The sequence below is a fragment of the Chromatiaceae bacterium genome (assembly GCA_016714645.1).
GTDB lineage: Bacteria > Pseudomonadota > Gammaproteobacteria > Chromatiales > Chromatiaceae > M0108.
The window spans coordinates 406,505-428,859 of the sequence record JADKCI010000001.1 but is presented as its reverse complement, the minus strand read 5'-3'; the positions used below and the strand labels follow the sequence as shown (position 1 = coordinate 428,859).

17 protein-coding genes are annotated in these 22,355 nt (G+C 65.3%); 7 read left to right on the top strand and 10 right to left on the bottom strand.

The genetic code is table 11. The features are described from left to right. Positions 1 to 92 precede the first annotated feature (92 nt). Positions 93 to 1,448: a HAMP domain-containing protein gene (locus IPN92_01995; protein MBK8637092.1), complete on the bottom strand. Its 1,356-nt coding sequence runs from the start codon at positions 1,446 to 1,448 to the stop codon at positions 93 to 95. Between the two features lie 12 nt (positions 1,449 to 1,460). Beyond that, a complete protein-coding gene (locus IPN92_01990) occupies positions 1,461 to 2,180 on the bottom strand; it encodes a response regulator (protein MBK8637091.1) in 720 nt (239 codons plus the stop codon). 252 nt (positions 2,181 to 2,432) lie between these two features. Here IPN92_01990 and IPN92_01985 point away from each other — a divergent pair, with 252 nt between their 5' ends. The 4 genes from IPN92_01985 (at position 2,433) to rfaH (ending at position 6,388) form a co-directional block, all read left to right on the top strand. Continuing rightward, positions 2,433 to 2,570 (top strand): hypothetical protein, encoded by a 138-nt coding sequence (locus IPN92_01985; GenBank protein ID MBK8637090.1) that lies wholly within the window; start codon positions 2,433 to 2,435, stop codon positions 2,568 to 2,570. A 766-nt stretch (positions 2,571 to 3,336) separates the two neighbouring features. Continuing rightward, positions 3,337 to 4,905 (top strand): thymidine phosphorylase family protein, encoded by a 1,569-nt coding sequence (locus IPN92_01980; GenBank protein ID MBK8637089.1) that lies wholly within the window; start codon positions 3,337 to 3,339, stop codon positions 4,903 to 4,905. A 72-nt stretch (positions 4,906 to 4,977) separates the two neighbouring features. Continuing rightward, positions 4,978 to 5,865: a ribose-phosphate diphosphokinase gene (locus IPN92_01975; GenBank protein ID MBK8637088.1), complete on the top strand. Its 888-nt coding sequence runs from the start codon at positions 4,978 to 4,980 to the stop codon at positions 5,863 to 5,865. Between the two features lie 22 nt (positions 5,866 to 5,887). Beyond that, the gene (rfaH, locus tag IPN92_01970) at positions 5,888 to 6,388 is read left to right on the top strand and encodes a transcription/translation regulatory transformer protein RfaH (protein MBK8637087.1); all 501 of its coding nucleotides are present in this window, start codon (positions 5,888 to 5,890) and stop codon (positions 6,386 to 6,388) included. A gap of 167 nt (positions 6,389 to 6,555) precedes the next feature. On the opposite strand, the gene IPN92_01965 is transcribed toward rfaH, so the two are convergent. From IPN92_01965 to IPN92_01930, 8 genes are all read right to left on the bottom strand, one after another. Then, positions 6,556 to 7,455 (bottom strand): CoB--CoM heterodisulfide reductase iron-sulfur subunit B family protein, encoded by a 900-nt coding sequence (locus IPN92_01965; protein MBK8637086.1) that lies wholly within the window; start codon positions 7,453 to 7,455, stop codon positions 6,556 to 6,558. A gap of 13 nt (positions 7,456 to 7,468) precedes the next feature. Then, positions 7,469 to 8,095, bottom strand: a complete 627-nt coding sequence (locus tag IPN92_01960; protein MBK8637085.1) for a 4Fe-4S dicluster domain-containing protein — start codon at positions 8,093 to 8,095, stop codon at positions 7,469 to 7,471. Between the two features lie 50 nt (positions 8,096 to 8,145). Then, positions 8,146 to 10,434, bottom strand: a complete 2,289-nt coding sequence (locus IPN92_01955; protein MBK8637084.1) for a hydrogenase iron-sulfur subunit — start codon at positions 10,432 to 10,434, stop codon at positions 8,146 to 8,148. Between the two features lie 4 nt (positions 10,435 to 10,438). After that, positions 10,439 to 11,722 (bottom strand): CoB--CoM heterodisulfide reductase iron-sulfur subunit A family protein, encoded by a 1,284-nt coding sequence (locus IPN92_01950; GenBank protein ID MBK8637083.1) that lies wholly within the window; start codon positions 11,720 to 11,722, stop codon positions 10,439 to 10,441. A gap of 456 nt (positions 11,723 to 12,178) precedes the next feature. Continuing rightward, positions 12,179 to 12,418, bottom strand: coding sequence for a DUF465 domain-containing protein (locus IPN92_01945; protein MBK8637082.1), 240 nt, complete (start codon positions 12,416 to 12,418; stop codon positions 12,179 to 12,181). A 118-nt stretch (positions 12,419 to 12,536) separates the two neighbouring features. Continuing rightward, positions 12,537 to 14,618, bottom strand: coding sequence for an elongation factor G (locus IPN92_01940; protein MBK8637081.1), 2,082 nt, complete (start codon positions 14,616 to 14,618; stop codon positions 12,537 to 12,539). Between the two features lie 235 nt (positions 14,619 to 14,853). Further along, entirely contained in the window at positions 14,854 to 15,534 is a 681-nt protein-coding gene (locus IPN92_01935; GenBank protein ID MBK8637080.1) for a protein-L-isoaspartate(D-aspartate) O-methyltransferase, read from the bottom strand. A 169-nt stretch (positions 15,535 to 15,703) separates the two neighbouring features. Further along, positions 15,704 to 16,276 carry a hypothetical protein gene (locus IPN92_01930; GenBank protein MBK8637079.1) on the bottom strand — a complete coding sequence of 191 codons (573 nt, stop codon included), beginning with the start codon at positions 16,274 to 16,276 and terminating at the stop codon, positions 15,704 to 15,706. A gap of 261 nt (positions 16,277 to 16,537) precedes the next feature. Between IPN92_01930 and IPN92_01925 the strand changes: the two genes are divergently transcribed. The 3 genes from IPN92_01925 to ileS all read left to right on the top strand — a co-directional run bounded on the left by IPN92_01925 (position 16,538) and on the right by ileS (position 22,302). Continuing rightward, the gene (locus tag IPN92_01925) at positions 16,538 to 18,001 is read left to right on the top strand and encodes a DUF853 domain-containing protein (protein ID MBK8637078.1); all 1,464 of its coding nucleotides are present in this window, start codon (positions 16,538 to 16,540) and stop codon (positions 17,999 to 18,001) included. Next, complete coding sequence (locus IPN92_01920; GenBank protein MBK8637077.1) at positions 17,998 to 19,380, top strand: TraB/GumN family protein; 1,383 nt, start codon at positions 17,998 to 18,000, stop codon at positions 19,378 to 19,380. The genes IPN92_01925 and IPN92_01920 overlap by 4 nt, the downstream gene beginning before the upstream one ends. A 90-nt stretch (positions 19,381 to 19,470) precedes the next feature. Continuing rightward, on the top strand, positions 19,471 to 22,302 hold the full coding sequence (gene ileS / locus IPN92_01915; GenBank protein ID MBK8637076.1) for an isoleucine--tRNA ligase: 2,832 nt from the start codon (positions 19,471 to 19,473) through the stop codon (positions 22,300 to 22,302). Positions 22,303 to 22,355 lie beyond the last annotated feature (53 nt).

The window sequence follows — 22,355 nt, the reverse complement described above, 5'->3', positions numbered from 1 at the left end:
GAATCAGCCGTAACCGGGCCGGTCTTGGTCGCGTAAGCCGGCCAGGCCCTCGCCCCTGCCCGTCTTGGCGCGGACTTGCCGGAAAGCGGAATTTAGGCAGTGCCGTCGTTGGCGTCAACTGGATTCGGCGCGGGAGGAGCGGCCAGCCGGTCCCAGCCCCCTTGTCCAGCCAGACGCAGGCTGGCGATAAGGCCGCCACCGGGCCGCGGCTCCAGGCGCAGATCAATGCCGTTGGCCAGCGCCAGTTGGCGACTGACCGCCAATCCCAGGCCACTGCCGCCCGTGGCGCGGTTGCGGGATTGCTCCAGGCGATAGAAGGGCCGGAAGACGGCCTCGCGCTCCTGTTCGGGGATACCCGGGCCGCGATCCAGAACCTGGATTTCCGGCGGTTGGGCGCAAGCCAGGCGCACCTCGACCTCACCCTGGCTGTAGCGCAGGGCATTCTCCAGCAGGTTGCCGACGATGCGCCGCAGGGCCAGGGGATCGACCGCATGACAACAAGCCGACAGGGGCTGCCATTTCAGGCGCGGATTAGCCTCGCACAGGTCGCCGAGCAACTTGTCCAGATCGACCCAGCGGGGCTCGCCCCGGCCCAGGCTTTTCCCCAGTTCCGCCGCCTGGCCGATCAGGCCGTTCATCTCTTCCAGGTCCCCTTCCATGCGCTCCAGCAGGTCCAGATGCGCTGGGTCGCGGGGCAACATCTCCAGGGCCAGGCGCAGGCGTGTCAATGGGGTGCGCAAGTCGTGGGAAATACCGGCCAGCAGCAGGGTGCGGTTCGCCAGGAGTTCCCGTACCTGACGGCTCGTCTCGTTGAACTGCCGCGCCAGGTTGGCCAGCTCCCGGGGGCCCGTTTCCGGCAGGGGCGTGGGCGAGAAACCCTGAGCGACCTGTTCCGCCGCCTTCGATAATCGCTCCAGGGGAATGGTAACGCGCCGGGCCAGCACGGCCGCCGAGAGGACGAGGAGGATGAGGGAGACGAACACCACCAGGGCCAGGCCCTCGAAGGGCCGACTCCCCACCCGCTCCCGGGGGAAACCAACCCAGACGACCGCGCCCCGGACGGGCAGGCGCACCCACAACCAGCGTTCACCATCCTCGAAATTGCTGCCCGCCGCCACGGGTGTCCCGAGGCGCTCGCCCAGCGCCTTTTTCAGGCGCGCCATGTAGGGAAAGTAATAGTCGCTCAAGTCCTGGGGCACCTGACCCGGTGCGAGCAGGCGCAGGCCATGGTCACGGGCGATGCTGGCACGAAAAGCCGCCTGGTGCCCCGCATCAAGGTGGGCCAGGGTGTCGGTTGCCAGGAGCATGAGGGCCGTCAGGTCTTGGGTCGAGCGATCGGCCACTGGTATCAGGGCGAATTGGACCACGGCGGCGAAGGCCAGAATGGCGAAGAGCCCAAAGGTGACGACCAGGGTCAGCAGGGCCCGGCTGAAGAGGGACAAACGCATGGCGCGGGGCGGCTAGGGTTCGCCCTGGGGGGTGAAGACATAGCCCTTGCCCCAGACGGTGCGGATATAGATGGGGTGCTTGGTGTCGGGCTCGATCTTGGATCTCAAGCGCGCTACCTGGACATCCATGCTGCGATCGAAGGGGGAACGCTCATACCCCTTCAGCAAATCCAGGAGGCTATCGCGATTCAGGAGGCGATTGGGCCGGGCCAGAAAGACCTGGAGCAGATCGAATTCACTGCTGGTCAGGGCCAGGGGTTCGCTATCACGGGTCAACTCCCGGCGTTTGGCATCGAGCCGATAGGGACCGAAGGCCTTGACCGGGGCCTCGGCATCTTTCGGCGCCGCCGGGACGGGGTCTGGCTGGCGACGGAGGACGGCACGAATCCGCGCCAGGAGCTCGCGGGGGTTGAAAGGCTTGGCCAGATAGTCATCGGCGCCCACCTCCAGGCCCACGATGCGGTCGATATCGTCCCCGCGCGCCGACAGCATGACGATCGGCACGCGCGATTCCCGCCGCAGGCGCCGCGCTACCGAGAGGCCATCCTCCCCCGGCAGCATGAGGTCCAGGATCACCATATCCGCCTGGTTCCGGGCCAGCCACTCATCCATGGCGGGACCATCCTCCACCCCGGCCACGGCAAAACCCTCCTGGGTCAGATAGCGGGTCAGGAGGGCTCGAATATGTTCATCGTCATCCACGACCAGGAGACGGGTGGGGTGATCGGTCATCAGGGCAAGCTATCCCCTCTTTGTCCCGACGCCAGGGCTGATAGCGGATCACCCGCCTGGCGCCATCATTCGAGCGCGAAATGCCGCGTAACGGCGCCCGCCAGAGCCGGCGCCCGCCGTTACAGTTTGTTACAAAATAAGTATATAACGAAATACTGAGGAAATCATTGGGCCGTACACTCGTGGCGTACCCTTGCAGGTACTCAGAGTTAAAGCGCTTTCAATGTATTGTATTTTTACGGAGAGGCCAACATGAGCTTTGACGCCTTGACCATCGGGGGCTTTATGCTGGCACTGCTGGCGGCGGGTCTACTCATCGGCATCGTCAGGGGGAACGAAAAGGCCTCCGAGGTGCGCCGCCGCCTAGCCAAATCCGAGACCTTGCGCTGATCCAGCCAGACGTCTACTCAGTGTAGTGATTATCCGGGTGGCCAGGCAAAGCCACCCTTTCGATTTACAAGAATTCAGGACCCACTAGCAACGGAATGCCACGGGCAAACCCCCTTCGGATTACCTGAAGGGGCCATGACAGTTTCTGGGCAGCAAGCCAGTTGGACCGCCAGGGTGGGCACACCCCATTCTAGCGGTCCTTTTTTATTGCTGGCACTGACCCAATCCCACCGCCTTCCAGAGTTGGATAGTACGCCCATGGGCACTCACCCTAACCCTCCTGCAGCCAAATATAGCCAACGCGGGTCACTCGCCGGCATATCGCGGCAGGGCCGGGTGGGGGCTGGCGGGGGTGTCGACAGCAGGGATGCTGTCGTCAAGCCTACAGGGACGTATTCACGGCGTCCCCCGCCAGACACCACCCGGCCCTGCCGCTATAGACTGAAGCGCATTACCAGCGCTGGGTATCAATACCTCGCCTCGGCCCTCAGACCGAGAGGCGGTCGCGCGCCCGCTCCACCGCCTCCTCGAAAGGGGAATCGAGCACGACTCCAAAAACATACATGACCTAGCCTCCCGTGATGAAATAGCCACCCCGTCCGGGCGGGGTTCGAGGAAATCAGGTTAGCATCCTAAGCATAAAAAAATCCCGCCAGATACCCGCGACCCTGCTAAAGGTAGAATAGGGGGCGGGTAGGGGCCAAAGATCCTTGCCTACCCGAGACCCCCAGCGGCCCAGAGCACCAGGAGCGGATCCAGACACCCGATGGACACCCTGAAACTGCGGCGGATCGCCATCGATACCTACCGCGAGAACGTCGCCTTTCTCCACCGTGACTGCCCCCATTACCGCAGTGAAGGCTTCCAGGCCCTGAACAAGGTGGAGATCCTCGCCGGCCAGAACGCCATGCCAGTGCTGGCGGTCCTCAATGTGGTGGACGACGGGGCCATCGTCGGCCCCGACGAACTGGGGCTTTCGGAGCAGGCCTTCGCCCAGATCCAAATTCCCGAGGGCACCCCCGTTACCGTCTGCCAGGCCCAGCCACCGGCCTCCCTGAGTTCCGTCCATCGCAAGATCCGGGGGGAGCGCCTGGAGGAAGCGGAATACGCCGCCATCGCCCGCGATATCGTCAACAATCGCTATTCCAAGATCGAGATGTCCGCCTTCATCGTCGCCTGCGCCCAGGTGGGGCTGGAGCGGGAAGAGGTCCTGTACCTGACGCGAGCCATGGTCGACAGCGGCGAGCGGCTGGACTGGGGCGCCGATCTGGTGGCGGACAAGCATTGCATCGGCGGGGTACCCGGTAACCGGACCACCCTCATCGTCATGCCCATCGTCGCCGCTCATGGACTGCTCATCCCCAAGACCTCCAGCCGGGCCATCACCTCCCCCGCTGGCACCGCCGACACCATGGAGGTCCTGGCGCGGGTCGATCTGTCGCCGGACCAGTTGCACGAGATCGTCCACCGGGAACGCGGCTGCCTGGCCTGGGGCGGCACCGCCCGTCTGGCCCCCGCGGACGATGTCCTCATCGCCGTGGAACGGCCCCTGTCCCTGGACTCACCCGGCCAGATGGTAGCCTCCATCCTGGCCAAGAAGGTCGCCGCCGGCGCGACGCATCTGCTGATCGACATCCCCGTCGGCCCTACCGCCAAGGTCCGGCATCACCAGGATGCCCTGCGGCTGCGCAAGCTCTTCGAATTCGTCGGGGACAGCCTGGGGCTGCATCTGGAGGTGGTGCTGACCAACGGCAGTCAGCCCATCGGTCGGGGCATAGGGCCGGTGCTGGAGGCCCGGGACGTCTTGGCGGTGCTGGACAACGACCCCCAGGCCCCGGCGGACCTGCGCGACAAGTCCCTGCTGCTCGCCGGCCAGATCCTGGAGTTCGATCCGGAGGTACGGGGCGGGGCCGGCCACGCCCTGGCCCGCGAGATCCTGGAATCCGGCCGCGCCGCCGCGAAATTCCGCGCCATCATCGCCGCCCAGGGCTCCAACCCGGACCCCCCACCCCTGGGCAGCCTGCGCCACGAGGTGCCCGCCCCGGTGGACGGCATCGTCACCGCCATCGACAATTTTCAGATCGCCCGCATCGCCCGCCTGGCTGGGGCGCCCATGGACCAGGGCGCCGGGGTTGAGTTGCATCGCAAGCTCGGCGACCCGGTGCGTCAGGGCGAGACCCTTTACGCCATTTACGCCCGTTTTCCCGCAGACTATCGCTTCGCCCGCGCCCTGGCCGGCCAGGAAACCGGCTATGCTATCGCCGCGCCCCTGAACAGCCATGGCCATGGCAGCGACTGGCGCATCCCCGTGCGGGGTCTCGGCATGCACCACTAATGCCCCTACTTGCCGGCAGGCGAGCCCACCACTCCTGATTGCCCCTTCGTGTACCGAGCGAAAAACCGCGTGATAGCCACCTCCCACCCCACCCTTATCCTGGGCTTTCCCGACTACCGGGAACAGGCCCAGCACCTGGCCAGCGTAGCCGGTCTCGACTATGCCGAGGTCGAGATTCACCACTTTCCCGACGGTGAGAGCCGGGTGCGGCTTCCTGCTGGCCTGGGCGAGCGGGTCATCCTGTGCCGGAGTCTGGATCACCCCAACGACAAACTTATCGAGCTCGCCCTGACCACCGCCGCCGCACGCGAGTTGGGGGTACGCCACCTGACCCTCATCGCCCCCTACCTCTGTTACATGCGCCAGGACAAAGCCTTCCGCCCCGGCGAGGCCATCAGCCAGCCCATCATTGGCCAACTCCTGGCGGACTGGGTGGAGGAACTGATCACCGTCGATCCCCACCTTCACCGGGTTCCCCGCCTAGAGGACGCCATCCCGGTCAAGCGCGCCCACTGCCTCACGGCGGCGCCCCTGATGGCCGACTTCCTCGCCCGCGAGCTGGAAAACCCTCTCCTTATCGGCCCGGACGAGGAGGCTGACCAGTGGGTCTCCGCCATCGCCGCCCACGCCGGTCTCGACTACCGGGTCGGCGCCAAAGAGCGCCACGGCGACCGGGAGGTCGATGTCCGCTTCCCAAACCCACCGCCCCCCGGACGTCATCTGGTGCTGGTGGACGATGTCGCCAGCACCGGTCACACCCTGGAGAAGGCCGTCGCCGCCCTGGCACCCACCCGGCCCGCGTCCCTCGCCGTGCTCGTCACCCACGCCCTCTTTCTGGACGGTACCCTGGAGCGCCTGCGCCAGGCCGGGGTGACCCATATCTGGAGCACCGACAGCATTCCCCACCCGAGCAACCGCCTGGAACTGGCGCCCTTGCTGGCGGGCGCCCTGACCCTCTAGCCCGCGACTCGCATCGAAACCCATGGAACACTGGTATGCCGTCCACACCAAGGCCCGTGACGAAAAGCTGGCGGAGGAAAACCTCAAGCGTCAGGGTTTCGAGACCTTTCTACCCCTGGTCAAGGCCCAGAAACGGCGGCGGGGGCGCTGGACCGAGAGCATCGAGCCCCTCTTCCCAGGCTATCTCTTCATTCACTTGGACCTGATGCAGCAGGACAGCTCTACCATCCGCTCCACCCGGGGCGCTCTCGGCCTGGTGCGCTTTGGGGGCTACCCGGCCACCGTCCCACCCGGGCTGGTGGAGCAACTCAGGACCGCCACGGCCAGCGAAGAGGGGGTGGTGCGCCAGGAGCACCTTTTCCACCCCGGCGATCGGGTCGAGGTCCTCACCGGCCCCTTCGCCGGCCTGCCTGCCCGCATCCTGGCCGAGACCGGCAAGGAACGCGTCGAGCTGCTGCTCGAACTGCTCGGCCGCGCCAACAAGGTCAAGATTTCCCGCCACCAGCTTGCGCCAGCGCCCTAGGGGACCGGCTAAGGCTATCGCTCATCCGTCACCCTGCCCATTAGCGACAGGTACACCTTGCAGCGGGGCCATCATCAAAAAGCCGCCCGACTCAGGTGTGAGGCCTGGGTGGGGCGGCTAGGGGCGGACGAGGGCCAGCCCGATCAGGGCGGGCTTAGCGCCAGGAGCTATTTGGCCACCAGATCATCCAGGGCCTTGGCGGGGATGATCTGGGCGTTGAGGGCGGCGTCCTTGGCGCTACGGCCAAAGGCGACGGCCATGAGGTTCGAGTAATAGACCACGGGCATCTTGAACTGGGTGCCGTAGGTGGCGTTGATGTCGTCCTGATAGATCTCGACGTTCATCTGGCACACCGGGCAGGGGGTGACGATGAGGTCGGCCCCATGATCATAGGCGGACTCAATGATGCCTTTGACCATTTCCTGGGACTTGGCCGGTTCGGAGAAGGCCAGGGCGCCACCGCAGCATTGCACCTTCTTCTCGTAGCCGGGGATGGAATCACCGCCCAGGGCCTCCACCAGTTTGTCGAGATACTGGGGATTTTCGAAGGACTCACCGGCGATGCCGAAGGGCCGGTTGGTCTGACAGCCCACATAGCCCGCGATCTTGATGCCCTCCAGGGGCTTCTTGACCTTAGCGGCGATGGCCTCGAGACCGATATCCTCGATCAGAACCTCCGCCATATGCTTGATGGGGGTCTGGTTCCTGAGCTTGAGGCCGGCCTCCGCCAGGGCGGTGTTGCACTCGGCCAGCAGGGACTGGTCCTCGTGCAGGCGCTCGGCGGCCTCGCGGGTGGAGAGCCAGCAGGCGGCGCAGGTGGCGACGATATCCTGACCGGCGTTGTGCTGCTCGGAGAGGGCGATATTGCGCGCCGACAGAGTCAGGCGGGGCAGTTCGCCGCCACCGCCATAGCCGATGGAGGCGGCGCAACAGTTCCAGTCAGGGATCTCATTGAGCTGAATCTCGAGTTCCTGGCACATGGTCTGGACCGAGACCAGATAGTTGGAGGAGGAGGCACCCTTCTGGGAAGAGCAGCCGGGGTAGAAGGAATATTCTCGCTTAGCCATGGATGTCTTCTCCTCAAGCGCCATGCTTGGCAATACGGGCGTCTTCCAGTTCCTGGGCCTTCTGGATGACCTTCTGGAAGCCGCTCAGATCCTTGACGGCATGACCGCCGAGGATCTCCATGGGATTCATGCGGCGGGTCTTCATCATGTTCATGCCCAGCTTCTGCTTCTTGAGGGCGATCTTGATGCCCTCGCCAAAGCCGTTCATAAAGTAGAGCGCCAGGCCGAGCTTGAGCTCGTTGACCCGGCCCTTCTTCATGAGATTATTCCAGAAGAGTTGGGCAAACTTGGCCGTGGGCTGGTTCGCCGCCACCAGGCCGAGGCGCTTAGCGTAGCTGGCCAGGCCATGCATGATGTGGGTGATGGGCAGTTCCCGGGGGCAGCGCACGATGCAGTTGTAGCAGGAGGTGCACATCCACATGGAGTCGGAGGACAGGACCTCCTCGCGCTTGCCGGCGCGGATCATCATGAAGATTTCCTGGGGCGGGTGGGCCCAGAACTTGCCTAGGGGGCAGGAGCCGGAGCACACGCCACATTGCATGCACATCTTGACCCACTCGCCCTCCTCGACATTCGCCTCCACCTCCTTGAGGAAGTTGGTGCGATACCTTTCGATCATCGCCGTGTTCAGATCGCTCATTGTCGGTATTCCTCTCGTGGGGCGCGCGGTCGCCGCGCGCCCCAGGCTCGTCAGAACTTGAAGGGGCTCATGCCGATCTTTTCGACCGTCGCGGCCATGTCGTTGATCAACCGAGGCGCACGCTGGACGTCGGTGATGGCGACCTCGTAAACCACGACCCGCTCGGTCTCCAGCCTGAGCTGCTGGAGGGTATCGCCGACCTTGCTCAGACGCTCGGCGGCCATCTTGGAACCGCGCACGAAGTGACACTGGTAGTCGTCGTCGCGACGGCAGCCCATCAGGATGATGCCGTCATAGCCGGAGTTGAGGGCATCCGTGATCCAGTTCAGGTTCACCGAACCCAGGCACCGCACCGGTATGACGCGCGCGAAGGGGCTGATCGTGGACCCGCCGGCCTGGGCGGCCATGTCCAGAGCTGGGTAGGCATCATTCTCGCAGGCCAGGACCAAGAGGCGCGGCTTCTCCGAGAATTCGTCCGGCACATCCACGGCCTTGATCTGCTGGCCAACGGTCTCGATTGAATAGTTTTCGAAGGAGATGACGCGTACCGGGCAGGCACCCATGCAGGTCCCACAACGGCGACAACGGGCCTCGTTGAACTGCGGATACTTCTGCTCGTCCTCGTTGATGGCGCCAAAGGGGCATTCCACGGTACAGCGCTTGCACTGGGTGCAGCCTTCCTTGCGGAAGGTCGGGTAGGAGAGATCTCCGACCCGCGGGTGGGCGCCGGCGCCCCGGGCGGCGTTCTCGGCGGCCTGAATGGCCTTGAGGGTGGCGCCAGCGGCGTCATCGATGGCCTGCTTCATGTCCATGGGCCGCCGGACGGGACCGGCGGCGTAGATGCCAGTGCGGCGGGTTTCGTAGGGAAAGCAGATGAAGTGGGAATCGACGAAGCCGTGCTTGAGCTGCGGCAGGTCGGTGCCCTGACGATAGTCGAGGTTGAGGATGGACGGCGGCGCGACCGCCAGGGCCCGGCGGGCGGCCTCTTTTTCCTCCTCGGTGGGGGCCTCATCCACGGCCAACTGGGCGTAGGGGTCCGGACCCGTGTTGGGCACCTGGCCGGTGGCGAGCACTACCAGGTCGCACTCCATAGCCGTATCTTCGTTCAGGATCAGGTCTTTGAACTTGACCGTCAGCTTGCCACCCTCGACCACCACCTCGCTGGCCTTGCCTTTGGAGAAGGTGACTCGGGCCTGCTGGCCGGCGCGGTAGAAGTCCTCGCCCGCGGCACCCGGGGTGCGCAGGTCGTCGAAGAGCACAGTGGCGTCGCAGTCCGGGTTCTGGGCCTTGAAGTACATGGCCTGCTTGATGGACTCGGTGCAGCAGAAGCCTGAGCAGTAGGACAGATGTCCTTCCTGCTCGGAACGCTGACCGGCGCACTGGATAAAGGCCACGGCATTGACTTCCTTGCCATCGGAGGGGCGCTTCAGCGGCCCGCCGTTGGCGGCCTTGGCCAGCTTCTCCATCTCGAAGTTGGTGACCACATCCGGGCTCTTGCCATAGGCGAACTCCGGCAACCGCTTGGCATCGTAGGGCTTGTAGTCCGAGGCCTGGACGATGGCGCCGATGTCCTCCGTGACGGTGCCACCAGACTCGGTGCTGATATCGGCGGAGAAACGACCGGGCGCGCCGGAAGTCTTGGTGACCCTGGCATTGAGATGGACGCTGATGCGCGGGTTAGCCTGGACCTCGGCGATCATTTCCGCGATTCCGGGCTCCTCCGGCTGGGGCAGCGGTGCGGTCCGGGCGTTGGAGACGCCCTGGGGGGCGGCGCGGAAGGGCACGCGCTTATAGAGGTCCTTGTAAACGCCGCCCAGCACACCCTCGTCACACACCAGATGGACGCCATAGCCGGCCTTGGCGGCCTCTAGGGCGGAGGCCATGGCGGTAACGCCATTGCCCACCACCAGCAGCTTGCGGTTCAGGCTTTGCTCGCCGGAGCCACTAGGTACGGTCATGAAGCGGACCTCGGCGCAGGCCATGCGCACATAGTCATCCGCCATCTCCTGGGTGGTTTCCTGGTGCTCGTCACCCTCCGGACGCAGCCAGATGACGCCCTCGCGCAGATTGGCGCGGGACATGGCGATGTCGGTGAAGTTGAAGGCCTCCATCTTGGCGCGGCGCGAGCAGGCGGCGATCATGACGTGGGTCGCGTTGCCGGCGGCGACGTCGTCACGGATGAGTTGGACGCCCTCGGCGGAGCAGAGCATGGGGTGCGACTTGCAGGAGGCCATCTTGCCTTCGCGAGTCGCCACCATGGTCAGTTGTTTGGCGTCAAGGCGCTCGCCGATACCGCAGCCGGTGCACAAGTAGCCGGCGAATTTCTTATCTACTGCCATCTGATTAACCCTCCACTCCGGCGGCGCCGTTGACGACCTGGATGGCGCGCAGCGCCGCGCCGGTGGCATGCTGAACGGCGCGGTTCACGTCGAGCGCATCCGAGGCGCAACCCGCGGCGAAGACGCCGCCGTTGCCGGGATCGGCCTCGATGAAGCCCTCGCGATTGAGGACGATATCGACCGGGAAGCTGTCCTTGTCCACGGAGGGCTCCATGCCCACGGCCAGGACCACCAGGTCATGGGTGTCGGCAAAGCGCTTGTAGCCTTCCGTATCAACGCCATGGACGACCGGGTTGCCATCCTTGTCCGCCACCACGGAGGCCGGCTTGGATTTGATGAACTTGACCTGCTCGATACCCCGCACCTTGGCGTAGAAGTCCTCGAAGCGGTCGATGGCGCGCATGTCGATGTAATAGACACTTACGTCGGCCTCGGCGCCCCAGGCATCGGCCACATAGGTGCATTGCTTGAGGCTGGCCATGCAGCAGATGCGGGAGCAGTGCAGCAGATGATTGCGGTCGCGGGAGCCGGCGCACTGAATGAAGGCGATCTTTTTCGCCTCCTTGCCATCGGAGGGCCGCACCAGCTTGCCACCGGTCGGGCCCTGGGGGTCAGCCAGCCGCTCGAACTCGACGGAGGTGATGACATTGGGGAAGCGGTCATAGCCGTAGGGCTGAATCTTGGCGGCATCGTAGGGCTGCCAGCCGGTGGCCCAGATGACGGCCCCACAGGGGAAGTCGAGGGTCTCCTCCTGCATCTCCAGATCGACGGCATCGTACTTGCAGGCCGCCTTGGCCTTTTCCGCCTCATCGGTACCGATGAGGCGCGGGTCGATGACATACTGGGTCGGCATGGCCATGCGGTAGGGCAAATAGGCGCCCTTGCGCTTGCCGAGACCATAGTTGTACTCGTCGTCAAACTCCGCCGAGACCGCCTTTTCGCAGTCACCGCAGGCGGTGCAGTTGCCGTTGACGTAGCGCGGGGACAGCTTGACGGTGGCGGTGTAGTTGCCTTTGTCGCCCTTGATGCCCGTAACCTCGGCCATAGTGAGGACGCGGAGGTTGGGATTCATCCTGGCGCGGCGCTGGTTGATCTCCAGACCGCAGGTGGGGAAGCAGAGCTTCGGGAAATATTTGTAGAGTTGGGAGACACGGCCGCCCAGATAAGGACGCTTTTCAACGAGTACGACCTGCTTGCCGGTTTCGGCGGCCTCGAGAGCGGCGGTCATGCCGCTGATGCCACCACCGACCACCAGAATGGTCTCATTGGTTGCGACGACTTCCGTCATGGACTTTCCTCCGTCAAGCGGAATAGGTGTAGCGAACAACCGAGTGGTGAGCGGGCGTCGCGCCTCAGCGGTTGCCGTTTATTGCGGACCCCTTGAAAAATTCCATCCCGGCAATATTTTCAAGTCTCAAGGCCAGCCAAAGGTCTGGGCTTGATATGTTCAACCTGCCAAGCCCGGAAAAGGCTGTGGAACCTTAACCAAACCCTAGGCTTTAGGCAGCTCCGCTCGCCGGGTCAAACATCTTCAATATGGCAGAATACTGTCTCGAGAACTTACCCGCTACTACTCTTCGGGGATATTCGTTGCCGGAGTATTGGCTCTTGCCCGGTACTCCGGGCATACCTCAAGCAGGAATAAACCTGGCGTACAGAAACAGCGATTTCCGGACCTCAGGTACCGACCCCCAGCGCCGGACCCCCTTCCCCACGCCGGGGCGCGGGGATCCAGGCTAGAACCTCAGCCCTTACGCAACCGGATATAAATCTCGTCCTTGAGTTCCGCGCGACGGAACTTCATGGCCTCGATCTCCGTGTCGGCAATGGGCAAACCACGCTCCTCCAGCTCGCGGATCTCATCGTCCAGGCGGTCATGTCGCTGCACCAGATCGGTGAAGCCGGTGTCGGTGGCGCACAAGGCCTCAAGCTTCTGGTGGTATTCCGGGAATTCGTGATCGATATCGTGGTGCTCGGATAGCATATCGCCTCTCTCTTCTATTTCAGGGCGGCGGACCCGGTCGGCCCGGCCCGCGCCATCGGGTGCCTAGCCAAACCCGCCGACCAGGCCGGCGGGCATCCAATGCAGCGGGGCCGAGGGATCAGCCCTTCTTACGGTCCTGGACCTCCTTGATGACCGCCTCGGCCACCGTCTTGGGACAAGGCAGATAATGGGAGAATTCCATGGAGAATTGGCCGCGTCCGGAGGTCATGGTGCGCAGATCGCCAATGTAGCCGAACATCTCGCTCAGCGGGGCATCGGCCTTGACGCGCACGCCGTTAGGACCGGCCTCCTGCGCCCGGATCATGCCCCGCCGGCGATTGAGATCGCCAATGACATCGCCAACATGATCTTCCGGGGTAAAGACGTCCACCTTCATGATGGGCTCCATGAGCTGTGGGCCCGCCTTGGGCACCGACTGACGGTAGCCGGCCTTGGCGGCAATCTCATAGGCGATGGCCGAGGAGTCCACGGCATGATAGCTACCATCGATCAGGCTCACCTTGACATCCAGCAGCGGGAAGCCCGCCAGAACGCCCTCCTTCATGCTGTCCCGGAAACCCTTGTCCACGGCGGGCCAGAACTCGCGGGGCACGGTACCGCCGGTGACCTGGGACTCGAACTGATAGCCCTTGCCCGGCTCGCCAGGCTCGACGGCATACTCGATGCGAGCGAACTGGCCCGAGCCGCCGGTCTGCTTCTTGTGGGTATAGGTGTCCTCAACCCGGCGGGTGATGGTCTCGCGGTAGGCCACCTGGGGCTTGCCCACCTCGACATCGATGCCATGGGTGCGTTTGAGGATATCGACCTTAATGTCCAGATGCAGCTCACCCATGCCCTTGATAATGGTTTCGCCGCTTTCGATGTCGGTCTCGACCCGGAAGGAGGGATCCTCCTGGATCATCTTATTGAGGGCCACGCCCAGCTTCTCGGAACCACCCTTGTCACGGGGGGCGATGGCGATGGAGATGACCGGGTCGGGGAAAACCATGGGCTCCAGGGTGGCCGGGTGCTTGGGGTCGCAGAGGGTGTGGCCGGTCTGGGTGCCCTTCATGCCGAGCAGGGCGACGATGTCGCCAGCCTGGGCGGACTCCAGTTCCGCGCGGGAATCGGCGTGCATCTCGACAATACGGCCGATCCGCTCGGTCTTGCCGGTGAAGGTATTGAGCACCGAGTCGCCCTTCTTGATCTTCCCGGAGTAGATGCGGGTGAAGGTCAGGGCGCCGAAGCGGTCGTCCATGATCTTGAAGGCCAGGGCGCGCAGGGGCCGGTCGGGATCGACGATGGCCTTGAGGCCCGTCTCGTTGCCCTCCAGGTCCACCTCCGGCTGCGGCTCGACATCCATGGGATTGGGCAGATAATCGACAACGGCATCCAGGATCAACTGCATACCCTTGTTCTTGAAGGCAGAACCACAGTAGGTAGGGAAGAAGTCGAGCTTGATGGTACCCTTGCGGACGCAGGCCTTGACCGTCTCGATATCCGGCTCCTCGCCTTCCAGATACTTCCCCAGGGCCTCGTCGTCATGTTCCAGGGCGGCCTCGATCAGCTTCTCCCGCCACTCCTCGACTTGGGCGACCATCTCCTCGGGAACATCCTGGATAGTGTAATTCTCCGGCATGCCGGACTCGTCCCAGACCCAAGCCTTGCGGGTGAGCAGATCGACAACGCCGATGAAACCGCCTTCGACCCCGATGGGCAGGACCATGACTAGCGGAGTAGCGCCCAGGATATTCTGGACCTGATCGACGACGCGATAGAAATCGGCGCCGATGCGGTCGAGTTTGTTGACGAAAATCAGGCGGGCGACGCGGGAGTCATTGGCATAGCGCCAGTTGGTCTCGGACTGGGGCTCGACGCCGCCGGAGCCGCAGAAGACGCCGACGCCACCGTCGAGCACCTTGAGAGAGCGATACACCTCGATGGTGAAATCCACGTGGCCCGGGGTATCGATGACATTCAGCCGACAGCCCTTCCACTGGCAGGAGGTGGCGGCGGACTGGATGGTGATGCCGCGCTCCGCCTCCTGCTCCATGAAGTCCATGGTGGACTCGCCGTCATGCACCTCACCCAGGCGATGGATCTTGCCCGTCAGCTTGAGAATTCGCTCGGTCGTCGTCGTCTTACCCGCATCCACGTGGGCAAAAATACCGATGTTTCGGTAATGTGAAAGGTCTGTCATAGCTGCTTCCTGAGTTCTACCAAGCCGGACCTGGTGGGAGGGGACGAAACCGCGCCAAGGATCGGGGGAGGGCCGAGGCGGGACCACGCGGCCCCGTCTCCGTGAAACCCTCAATTATAGGCAAGTATTGTCGCTGCTTACAAGAATTCCTGGCGAAAATCCCTCGGCAACCGCGCTTACCGGGGCACCGGGGGAGTTGCGGGCCGGCTTTGGCATCCAGCCACCCGGCGCGGACTCAGGGGCCCCCGGTAGCTTGCGCCACCCCGCCGCCCGTCAGGGGAACAAAGGCCACGCCCAGCACTTCGGTGAGGGAGAGGGCGCCATCCGTGCCCTTTTCCAGCAGGAGGAGGTCTTGGTGGGCATAGGGTTGACCCACCGGTATGACCAGACGAGCGCCGGGACGGAGTTGATCGACCAGGGCCGGCGGAATCGCCCGGGCGGCGGCGGTCACCAGGATGCCATCGAAGGGGGCCTGCTCGGGCCAGCCATGATGGCCATCGCCCTGGCGGACACTGACATTGACGAAGCCCAACCGCGCTAAACGATCGACGGCGGCCGTCGCCAGTTGCGGGATGATCTCCAGGGAATAGACCTGTCCCACCAGCCGCGACAGCACCGCTGCCTGATAACCGGAGCCGGTGCCGATCTCCAGCACCCGGTCACCCGGACCAGAAGCCAGCAGGTCCGTCATCAGGGCGACGATGTAGGGTTGAGAGATGGTCTGGCCCCAACCGATGGGCAGGGGCCCATTGGCGTAGGCCTGGTCCCGGTCGCCCTCGGGGACGAAGAGATGGCGCGGCACCTCGGCCATGGCGGCCATGACGCGCGGGGCGAAGGCCTCCCGACCGATCAGGGTGCGGGTGTAATGAACCTCGGCATCGATATCCCTCAGCATTTGAGCCGCGTCGGTCCGCATGGGTTGCCCCTCTCGCCAATGGTTGCCACCTTCCGCGCGGCCCGGGAGGGGAGTCCCGCCGGGGCCACGCGCCCCTCGTCACAAGGAGTCTAGGACAGTCCGCGCTTGACGCAAGACACGACTCCCGTCCGACTCCAGGGCCAGACCGCCCCGGTGGCCCGAGTGCCGATCAGCCCTGATCCTCCAGCCCAAACTCTTTATCCGCGCCCGGGCAGTCCGCCGGCGGGGGGAATTTCTTCATCAGGCTGTCGGGCACCTCGCCGCGCCCGGCCTGATAGAGGGCGCCCGACTCCAGCATGATAAGCACCATGAGGGCAATGAGCAGGGGTGCGATGGCGACCCGCTGCAGGGCCACGAACATCAACTCCTGCATGCCATGGGTCTTCTGGGTGGTGGACAGCAACCAGCCCACGCCAATCAGGCCAGCCCCCACGGCATAGGCGATGAGCAGGATCTGGTAACGCATCCTGGCCAACCGCCAGTGGGCAGCGGTGAACCAGGGTCCTTGGGCGGTCAGCCTCCCCGCCTTCGCGAAGGTAAAGGCCACGATGCCCAGGGAGATACCCAGGGGCACCAGGACACCGGCCAGCCTGTAGTCGGCCAGGGGCGACCCCTTCCTCAGAAAACTCCCCGCCAGGAGGGCGATCAGCATCAAGAGGTTGACCAGCAGCAGATTGAACATGGCCAGCTCGTGGGCTGACTTGGCCTGGCGGCGGCTGGCGCTAGCGACGGGGAAGAACATGGCACGGGGTCCGGTTGAGGGGCAATGGGGAATTTGTAGCGAAAACCCCGCGCTTTGTCATTGCGCATCGGCAAGGAAGTGAAACCGCCGCAGTCAAAGCGAGGGCACAGGATGCCAAGGAGGCCAACTACAACCATTGGAATAGGATCGCGCCCCAGCCCCCCAGGCTCAAACATCGGGACTTGGCCCTCGGGGGGCGAATCGGTAGGATTGCACGCATCAAGCCCATCTTGTCCTTCCCTACTTCCGGAGACAGCGCCCATGACAGACCCCATCCTCATCGGCAAAGGCCTGGGCCCGGCCTATCTCTTGCCCGCCATGGCCAATCGGCACGGCCTGGTCGCCGGGGCCACGGGGACCGGCAAGACCGTGACCCTGCAGCGGCTGGCGGAGTCCTTCAGCCGCATTGGGGTCCCCGTCTTCATGGCCGACGTCAAGGGCGACCTGGCGGGCATTGGCCAGCCCGGCGGCGGTAACGCCAAGGTCGAGGCCCGGGTAGCGGAACTCGGGCTCGGGGCAGGGGACTTCTCGACCCACGCCTGCCCGGTCACCCTCTGGGACATCCTCGGCGACCAGGGGCATCCGGTGCGCACCACCCTCTCGGAAATGGGTCCCCTGCTGCTGGCGCGCCTCCTGGGCCTAAACGAGACCCAGGAAGGGGTGCTCAACATCGTTTTCCGGTTGGCGGACGACAACGGCTGGCTGCTGCTGGACGTCAAGGACCTGCGCGCCCTCCTGGCTTATCTGGCGGACGACCCCGCCGCGGTTGGCGGCGACTATGGCCACGTCTCCAAGGCCAGCGTCGGCGCCATCCAGCGCAAACTACTGACCCTGGAGGAACAGGGGGCCGGCAAGCTGTTCGGCGAGCCGGCCCTGGACATCGCCGACCTGATGCAGACCGACGAGCACGGCTGGGGCTACATCAACCTGCTGGCGGCGGACAAACTCATCCACACCCCGGCCCTCTACTCCACCTTCCTGCTGTGGCTGCTTTCCGAGCTGTTCGAGCAATTGCCCGAGGTGGGCGACGTCCCCAAGCCCCGCCTGGTCTTCTTTTTTGACGAGGCCCACCTGCTCTTCGACAGCGCCCCCAAGGTGCTGCTGGACAAGATCGAGCAGGTGGTGCGCCTCATCCGCTCCAAGGGCGTGGGCGTCTATTTCGTCACCCAAAGCCCGGCGGACGTGCCGGACGATGTCCTCGGCCAGTTGGGCAACCGGGTCCAGCACGCCCTGCGCGCCTTCACCCCCCGCGACCAGAAGGCGGTACGGGTAGCGGCCCAGACCTTCCGGCCCAACCCAGCCTTCGACACCGAGGCCCTCATTACCAACCTGGGGGTCGGCGAGGCCCTGGTCTCGACCCTGGACGAGACCGGCACCCCCACCATCGTCGAGCGCGTCAAGGTGGCCCCGCCCGGCAGCCGCATCGGCCCCATCACCCCCGCCGAGCGCCGCGCCCTCATGGCCGAATCCCTGGTGAAGGGGGTCTATGACGAGCCCCTGGACCGGGAATCCGCCTACGAGATCCTCCAGGGCCGGGCAGCGGACTCCAGCCGGGAGGAGGAGGCCACGCGGGAGTCCACCCCGGCCCCCGCCGCCCGCCGCGGCTCCAGCCGGCAAGGCCCCCTGGAGGCCTTCGCCACCAGCGCCCTGCGCTCCGTGGGCAGCCAGTTGGGCCGCCAACTGGTGCGCGGCCTGCTGGGCTCCCTGATGGGCGGCAGGCGATGATCCGAGACCCCGAGGCGGCAGCCAACCCCGTTCCCGATACCCCGCGGCAGCCGCGGGCCGAGCACGCCACACCCTTAGCCGAGCCCGGCCAACCCTTCGCTGAAGCCGAGCCCAGCCAAGACCCGGCGCCCGAGCCCAACCGGGGCCCCGAAGAGCCCCGCATCGACATCAAGATCGGCGCTACCCACCTGACCCTCCTCGGCACCGCCCACGTCTCCCGCGCCAGCGCCGCCAAGGTGCGGGAGCTCCTGGAGCAGGAGCACTTCGACGCCGTGGCGGTGGAACTCTGCCCCAGCCGCTATCAGGCCCTCCTGGACCCGGACGCCCTGGCGCGCATGGACCTCTTCGCCGTCATCCGCCAGGGGCGCGTGGCCATGGTGGTCGCCAGCCTGGCCCTGGCCGCCTACCAGCAGCGCCTGGCGGATCAGTTCGGCATCGAACCCGGGGCCGAGCAGCGCATGGCCATCGCCCAGGCGCGGGAACGCCATCTGCCCGTCCTGCTGGTGGATCGCGAGATCGGCGTGACCCTCAAGCGCGTCGCCGCTAACCTGAGCTGGTGGAAGCGGCTCGAACTCTTTTCCGGCCTGGTCCTCACCCTGGTCTCCCACGAGGAGGTCCCCGAGGCGGAGATCGAGCGCCTCAAGGAGGGTGATGTGCTGGAGACCACCTTCGCCGAATTCGCCCGCAACCGCCAAGACCTCTTCCTGCCCCTGATCGACGAACGGGATCGCTACATGGCCGCCCGTCTGCGGGAGGAGATCGAACGGGAGGGCCACGGCCGGGTGCTGGCGGTACTGGGGGCCGGCCACCTCAAGGGCGTCGCCGGCTACCTGCGGGCGGCCGAGTCTGAACCGCCTCCGGGGGCTTCCACTCATGACAGCGCTCAACCCCGTCCCGACCCCCGCCTCGAGATCGCGGAACTGGAGCGCCTGCCTCCGCCCAGCCCCTGGCCCAAGCTCATTTCCTGGGTCATCCTCGCCCTGATCGTGGCCGGCTTCGCCTTCGGCTTTGCCCAAAACCCCCAGGACGGCTGGTCCATCGTCTGGGACTGGGTTCTCATCACCGGTAGCCTCTCCGCCCTCGGCACCCTCCTCGCCGGCGGGCACCCCCTGACGGTGCTGACGGCCTTCGTCGCCGCGCCCCTGACCACTCTCAACCCGGCCATCGGCGCCGGCATGGTGACGGGACCGGTGGAACTCTATCTACGCAAGCCGAACATGGGTGACTTCGGACGCCTGCGCCAGGACGCGGCCCAATTCCGGGGCTGGTGGCGCAACCGGGTGCTGCGCATCCTCCAGGTCTTCCTCCTGAGCAACCTGGGCGCCGCCATCGGCACCTATGTGGCTGGTTTCCGCATTTACGACCGATTATTCTCCTGAGCCCCTGGCCCAATCGGGCCAGGTCGAATCCCGGCAAAAAAGGGTAAACTTCACCCCTTCGCCTTACCGCCTCCCTCAGGACCCAGCCCCGTGAGCGACTACAAGAACACCCTCAACCTCCCCAACACTGGTTTTCCCATGAAGGCGAACCTCGCCCAGCGGGAACCGGAGCTGCTCGCCCACTGGGAGGCCATGGACCTCTACGGCCAGATTCGCGCCGCCCGGGCGGGGGCCAGGCAGTTCATCCTCCACGACGGCCCTCCCTACGCCAACGGCGACATCCATATCGGCCACGCCGTCAATAAGGTACTGAAGGACATCATCGTCAAGTCCCGCACCCTGGACGGCCTGGACGCCCCCTATGTGCCGGGCTGGGACTGCCATGGCCTCCCCATCGAACTCCAGGTGGAAAAGAAGGAGGGCAAGCCCGGCGCCAAGATCAGCGCGGCCCAGTTCCGGCGCGCCTGCCGCGACTATGCCGCGCGCCAGGTGGATGGCCAGCGCCGCGACTTTAAGCGCCTGGGGGTCTTTGGCGACTGGGAGCACCCCTACCTGACCATGGACTTCCACTTCGAGGCCAACATCATCCGCGCCCTGGGCGTGATCCTGGCCAATGGCCATGTCCAGAAGGGCTATAAGCCGGTGCACTGGTGCATCGACTGCGGTTCCGCCCTCGCGGAGGCCGAGGTGGAATACGCCGACAAGGCGTCCATCTCCATCGACGTCCGCTTCCCGGTCCTGGACGAGGAGGCCCTCTTTACCCGCTGTCACTCGGTGCCCAACGGGCGCGGCGACGGCCCCCTGTCCGTGGTCATCTGGACCACCACCCCCTGGACCCTGCCCGCCAACCAGGCGGTGGCCTTCAATCCCGAACTGGAATACGTCCTCATCCAGACCGAGGGCGACCCTGGCCGCGAGCGCCTCATCCTGGCCGAGGGTCTGATGCGCGACAACCTGGACCGCTGGGGCATCGACCACTACCGGGTCATCGCCTATGGCCGGGGCGACGCCTTCGAGGGGCTGCAACTCCAGCATCCCTTTTATGACCGCGAGGTGCCCATCATCCTCGGGGAGCATGTCACCCTGGAGGCGGGCACCGGCGCCGTTCACACCGCCCCCGGTCATGGCCTGGATGACTACCTGGTTGGCAACCGCTACGGCCTGCGGGTGGAGAACCCCGTGGGCGGCGACGGCCGCTTCCTGCCCGACACCCCCCTCTTCGCCGGCGAGCATGTCTTCAGCGCCAACGAGAAGGTCGTGGATACCCTCAAGGCTCGGGGCGCCCTGATCCAGGCCGCGCGTTTCACCCACAGCTATCCCCACTGCTGGCGCCACAAGACCCCCATCATCTTCCGCGCCACACCCCAGTGGTTCATCGGCATGGAAAAGCAGGGCCTGCGGGACGCCGCCCTGCGCGAGATCGAGGGCGTCACCTGGACCCCGGACTGGGGCCGCTCCCGCATCGAGTCCATGATGCGCAACCGCCCGGACTGGTGCATCTCGCGCCAGCGGACCTGGGGCGTGCCCATCCCCCTGCTGGTCCACAAGGAGACCGGCGCCCCGCATCCCCGCACCGCGGAGCTGATCGAGGAGGTCGCCCGTCGGGTCGAGGCCCAGGGCGTCGAGGCCTGGTTCGCCCTTGACGCGGCGGATTTGATCGGGGTCGCCGGGGCGGCTGAATACGAGAAGGTCCACGACACCCTGGACGTCTGGTTCGACTCAGGCGTCACCCACGCCTGCTGCCTGGAGCAGCGGGAGGGCCTGCGCTCCCCCGCTGACCTCTATCTGGAGGGCTCCGACCAGCACCGCGGCTGGTTCCAGTCGTCCCTGCTGACCTCGGTGGCCATGTACGACCGCGCCCCCTACCGGGGCGTCCTCACCCACGGATTCACCGTCGATGCCAAGGGCGAGAAGATGTCCAAGTCCAAGGGCAACGTGGTGCGGCCCCAGGACGTGATGAAGACCCTGGGCGCCGACATCATCCGCCTCTGGGTCGCGGCCACCGACTATCGCGGCGAGATGAGCGTCTCCGACGAGATCCTCAAGCGCACCGCCGACGCCTACCGGCGCATCCGCAACACCGGCCGCTTCCTGCTCGCCAACCTTAATGGCTTCGACCCATCGGTCAACCTGATCGCGGCGACGGACATGCTCGAACTGGACCGCTGGGTCGTGGATCGCGCCTACCAGCTCCAGGAGGAGATCATCGCCGCCTACCGGGACTACCAGTTCCACCTCATCTACCAGAAGATCCACAACTTCTGCGTGGTGGACCTGGGCGGCTTCTACCTGGACGTCATCAAGGACCGCCAGTACACCACCCCGACCGACGGCCGGCCCCGGCGCTCCTGCCAGACCGCCATGTACCACATCGCCGAGGCCATGACCCGCTGGCTGGCGCCCATCCTCAGCTTTACCGCCGACGAGATCTGGCGCTACCTGCCGGGTGAACGGGAGCCTTCGGTCTTCCTGGCCGAGTGGTACCCAGGGCTCTTTACCCTGGACGCCGGCGACGCCTTCGATCGCGCCTTCTGGGACCAGGTACTGGCGGTGCGGCTCGCGGTCTCCAAACCCCTGGAGGCCGCGCGCCAAGGTGGCCTCATCGGCTCATCCCTGGACGCGGAGATCGACCTTTACGCCGCCCCCGAACTGGTCGCGATTCTGGCCCGGCTAGCGGACGAGTTGCGCTTTGCCCTCATCACCTCCGCCGCCCGGGTCCTGCCCCTGGCGGACAAGCCCGCCGATGCCCAGGACACGGAACTGGAGGGCCTCGCCATCCAGGTGCGCAAATCCTTCCACGCCAAATGCGTCCGCTGCTGGCATCTGCGGGCAGATGTGGGACAAAACCCCGAGCACCCGGAACTCTGCGGCCGCTGCCTTACCAACGTCGCCGGGGTGGGCGAGGAGCGGCGCTTTGCATGAGCCACGCGTTACCGCATCCACACGATCGGAGTTCACGGGGTCATGAAGCGCAT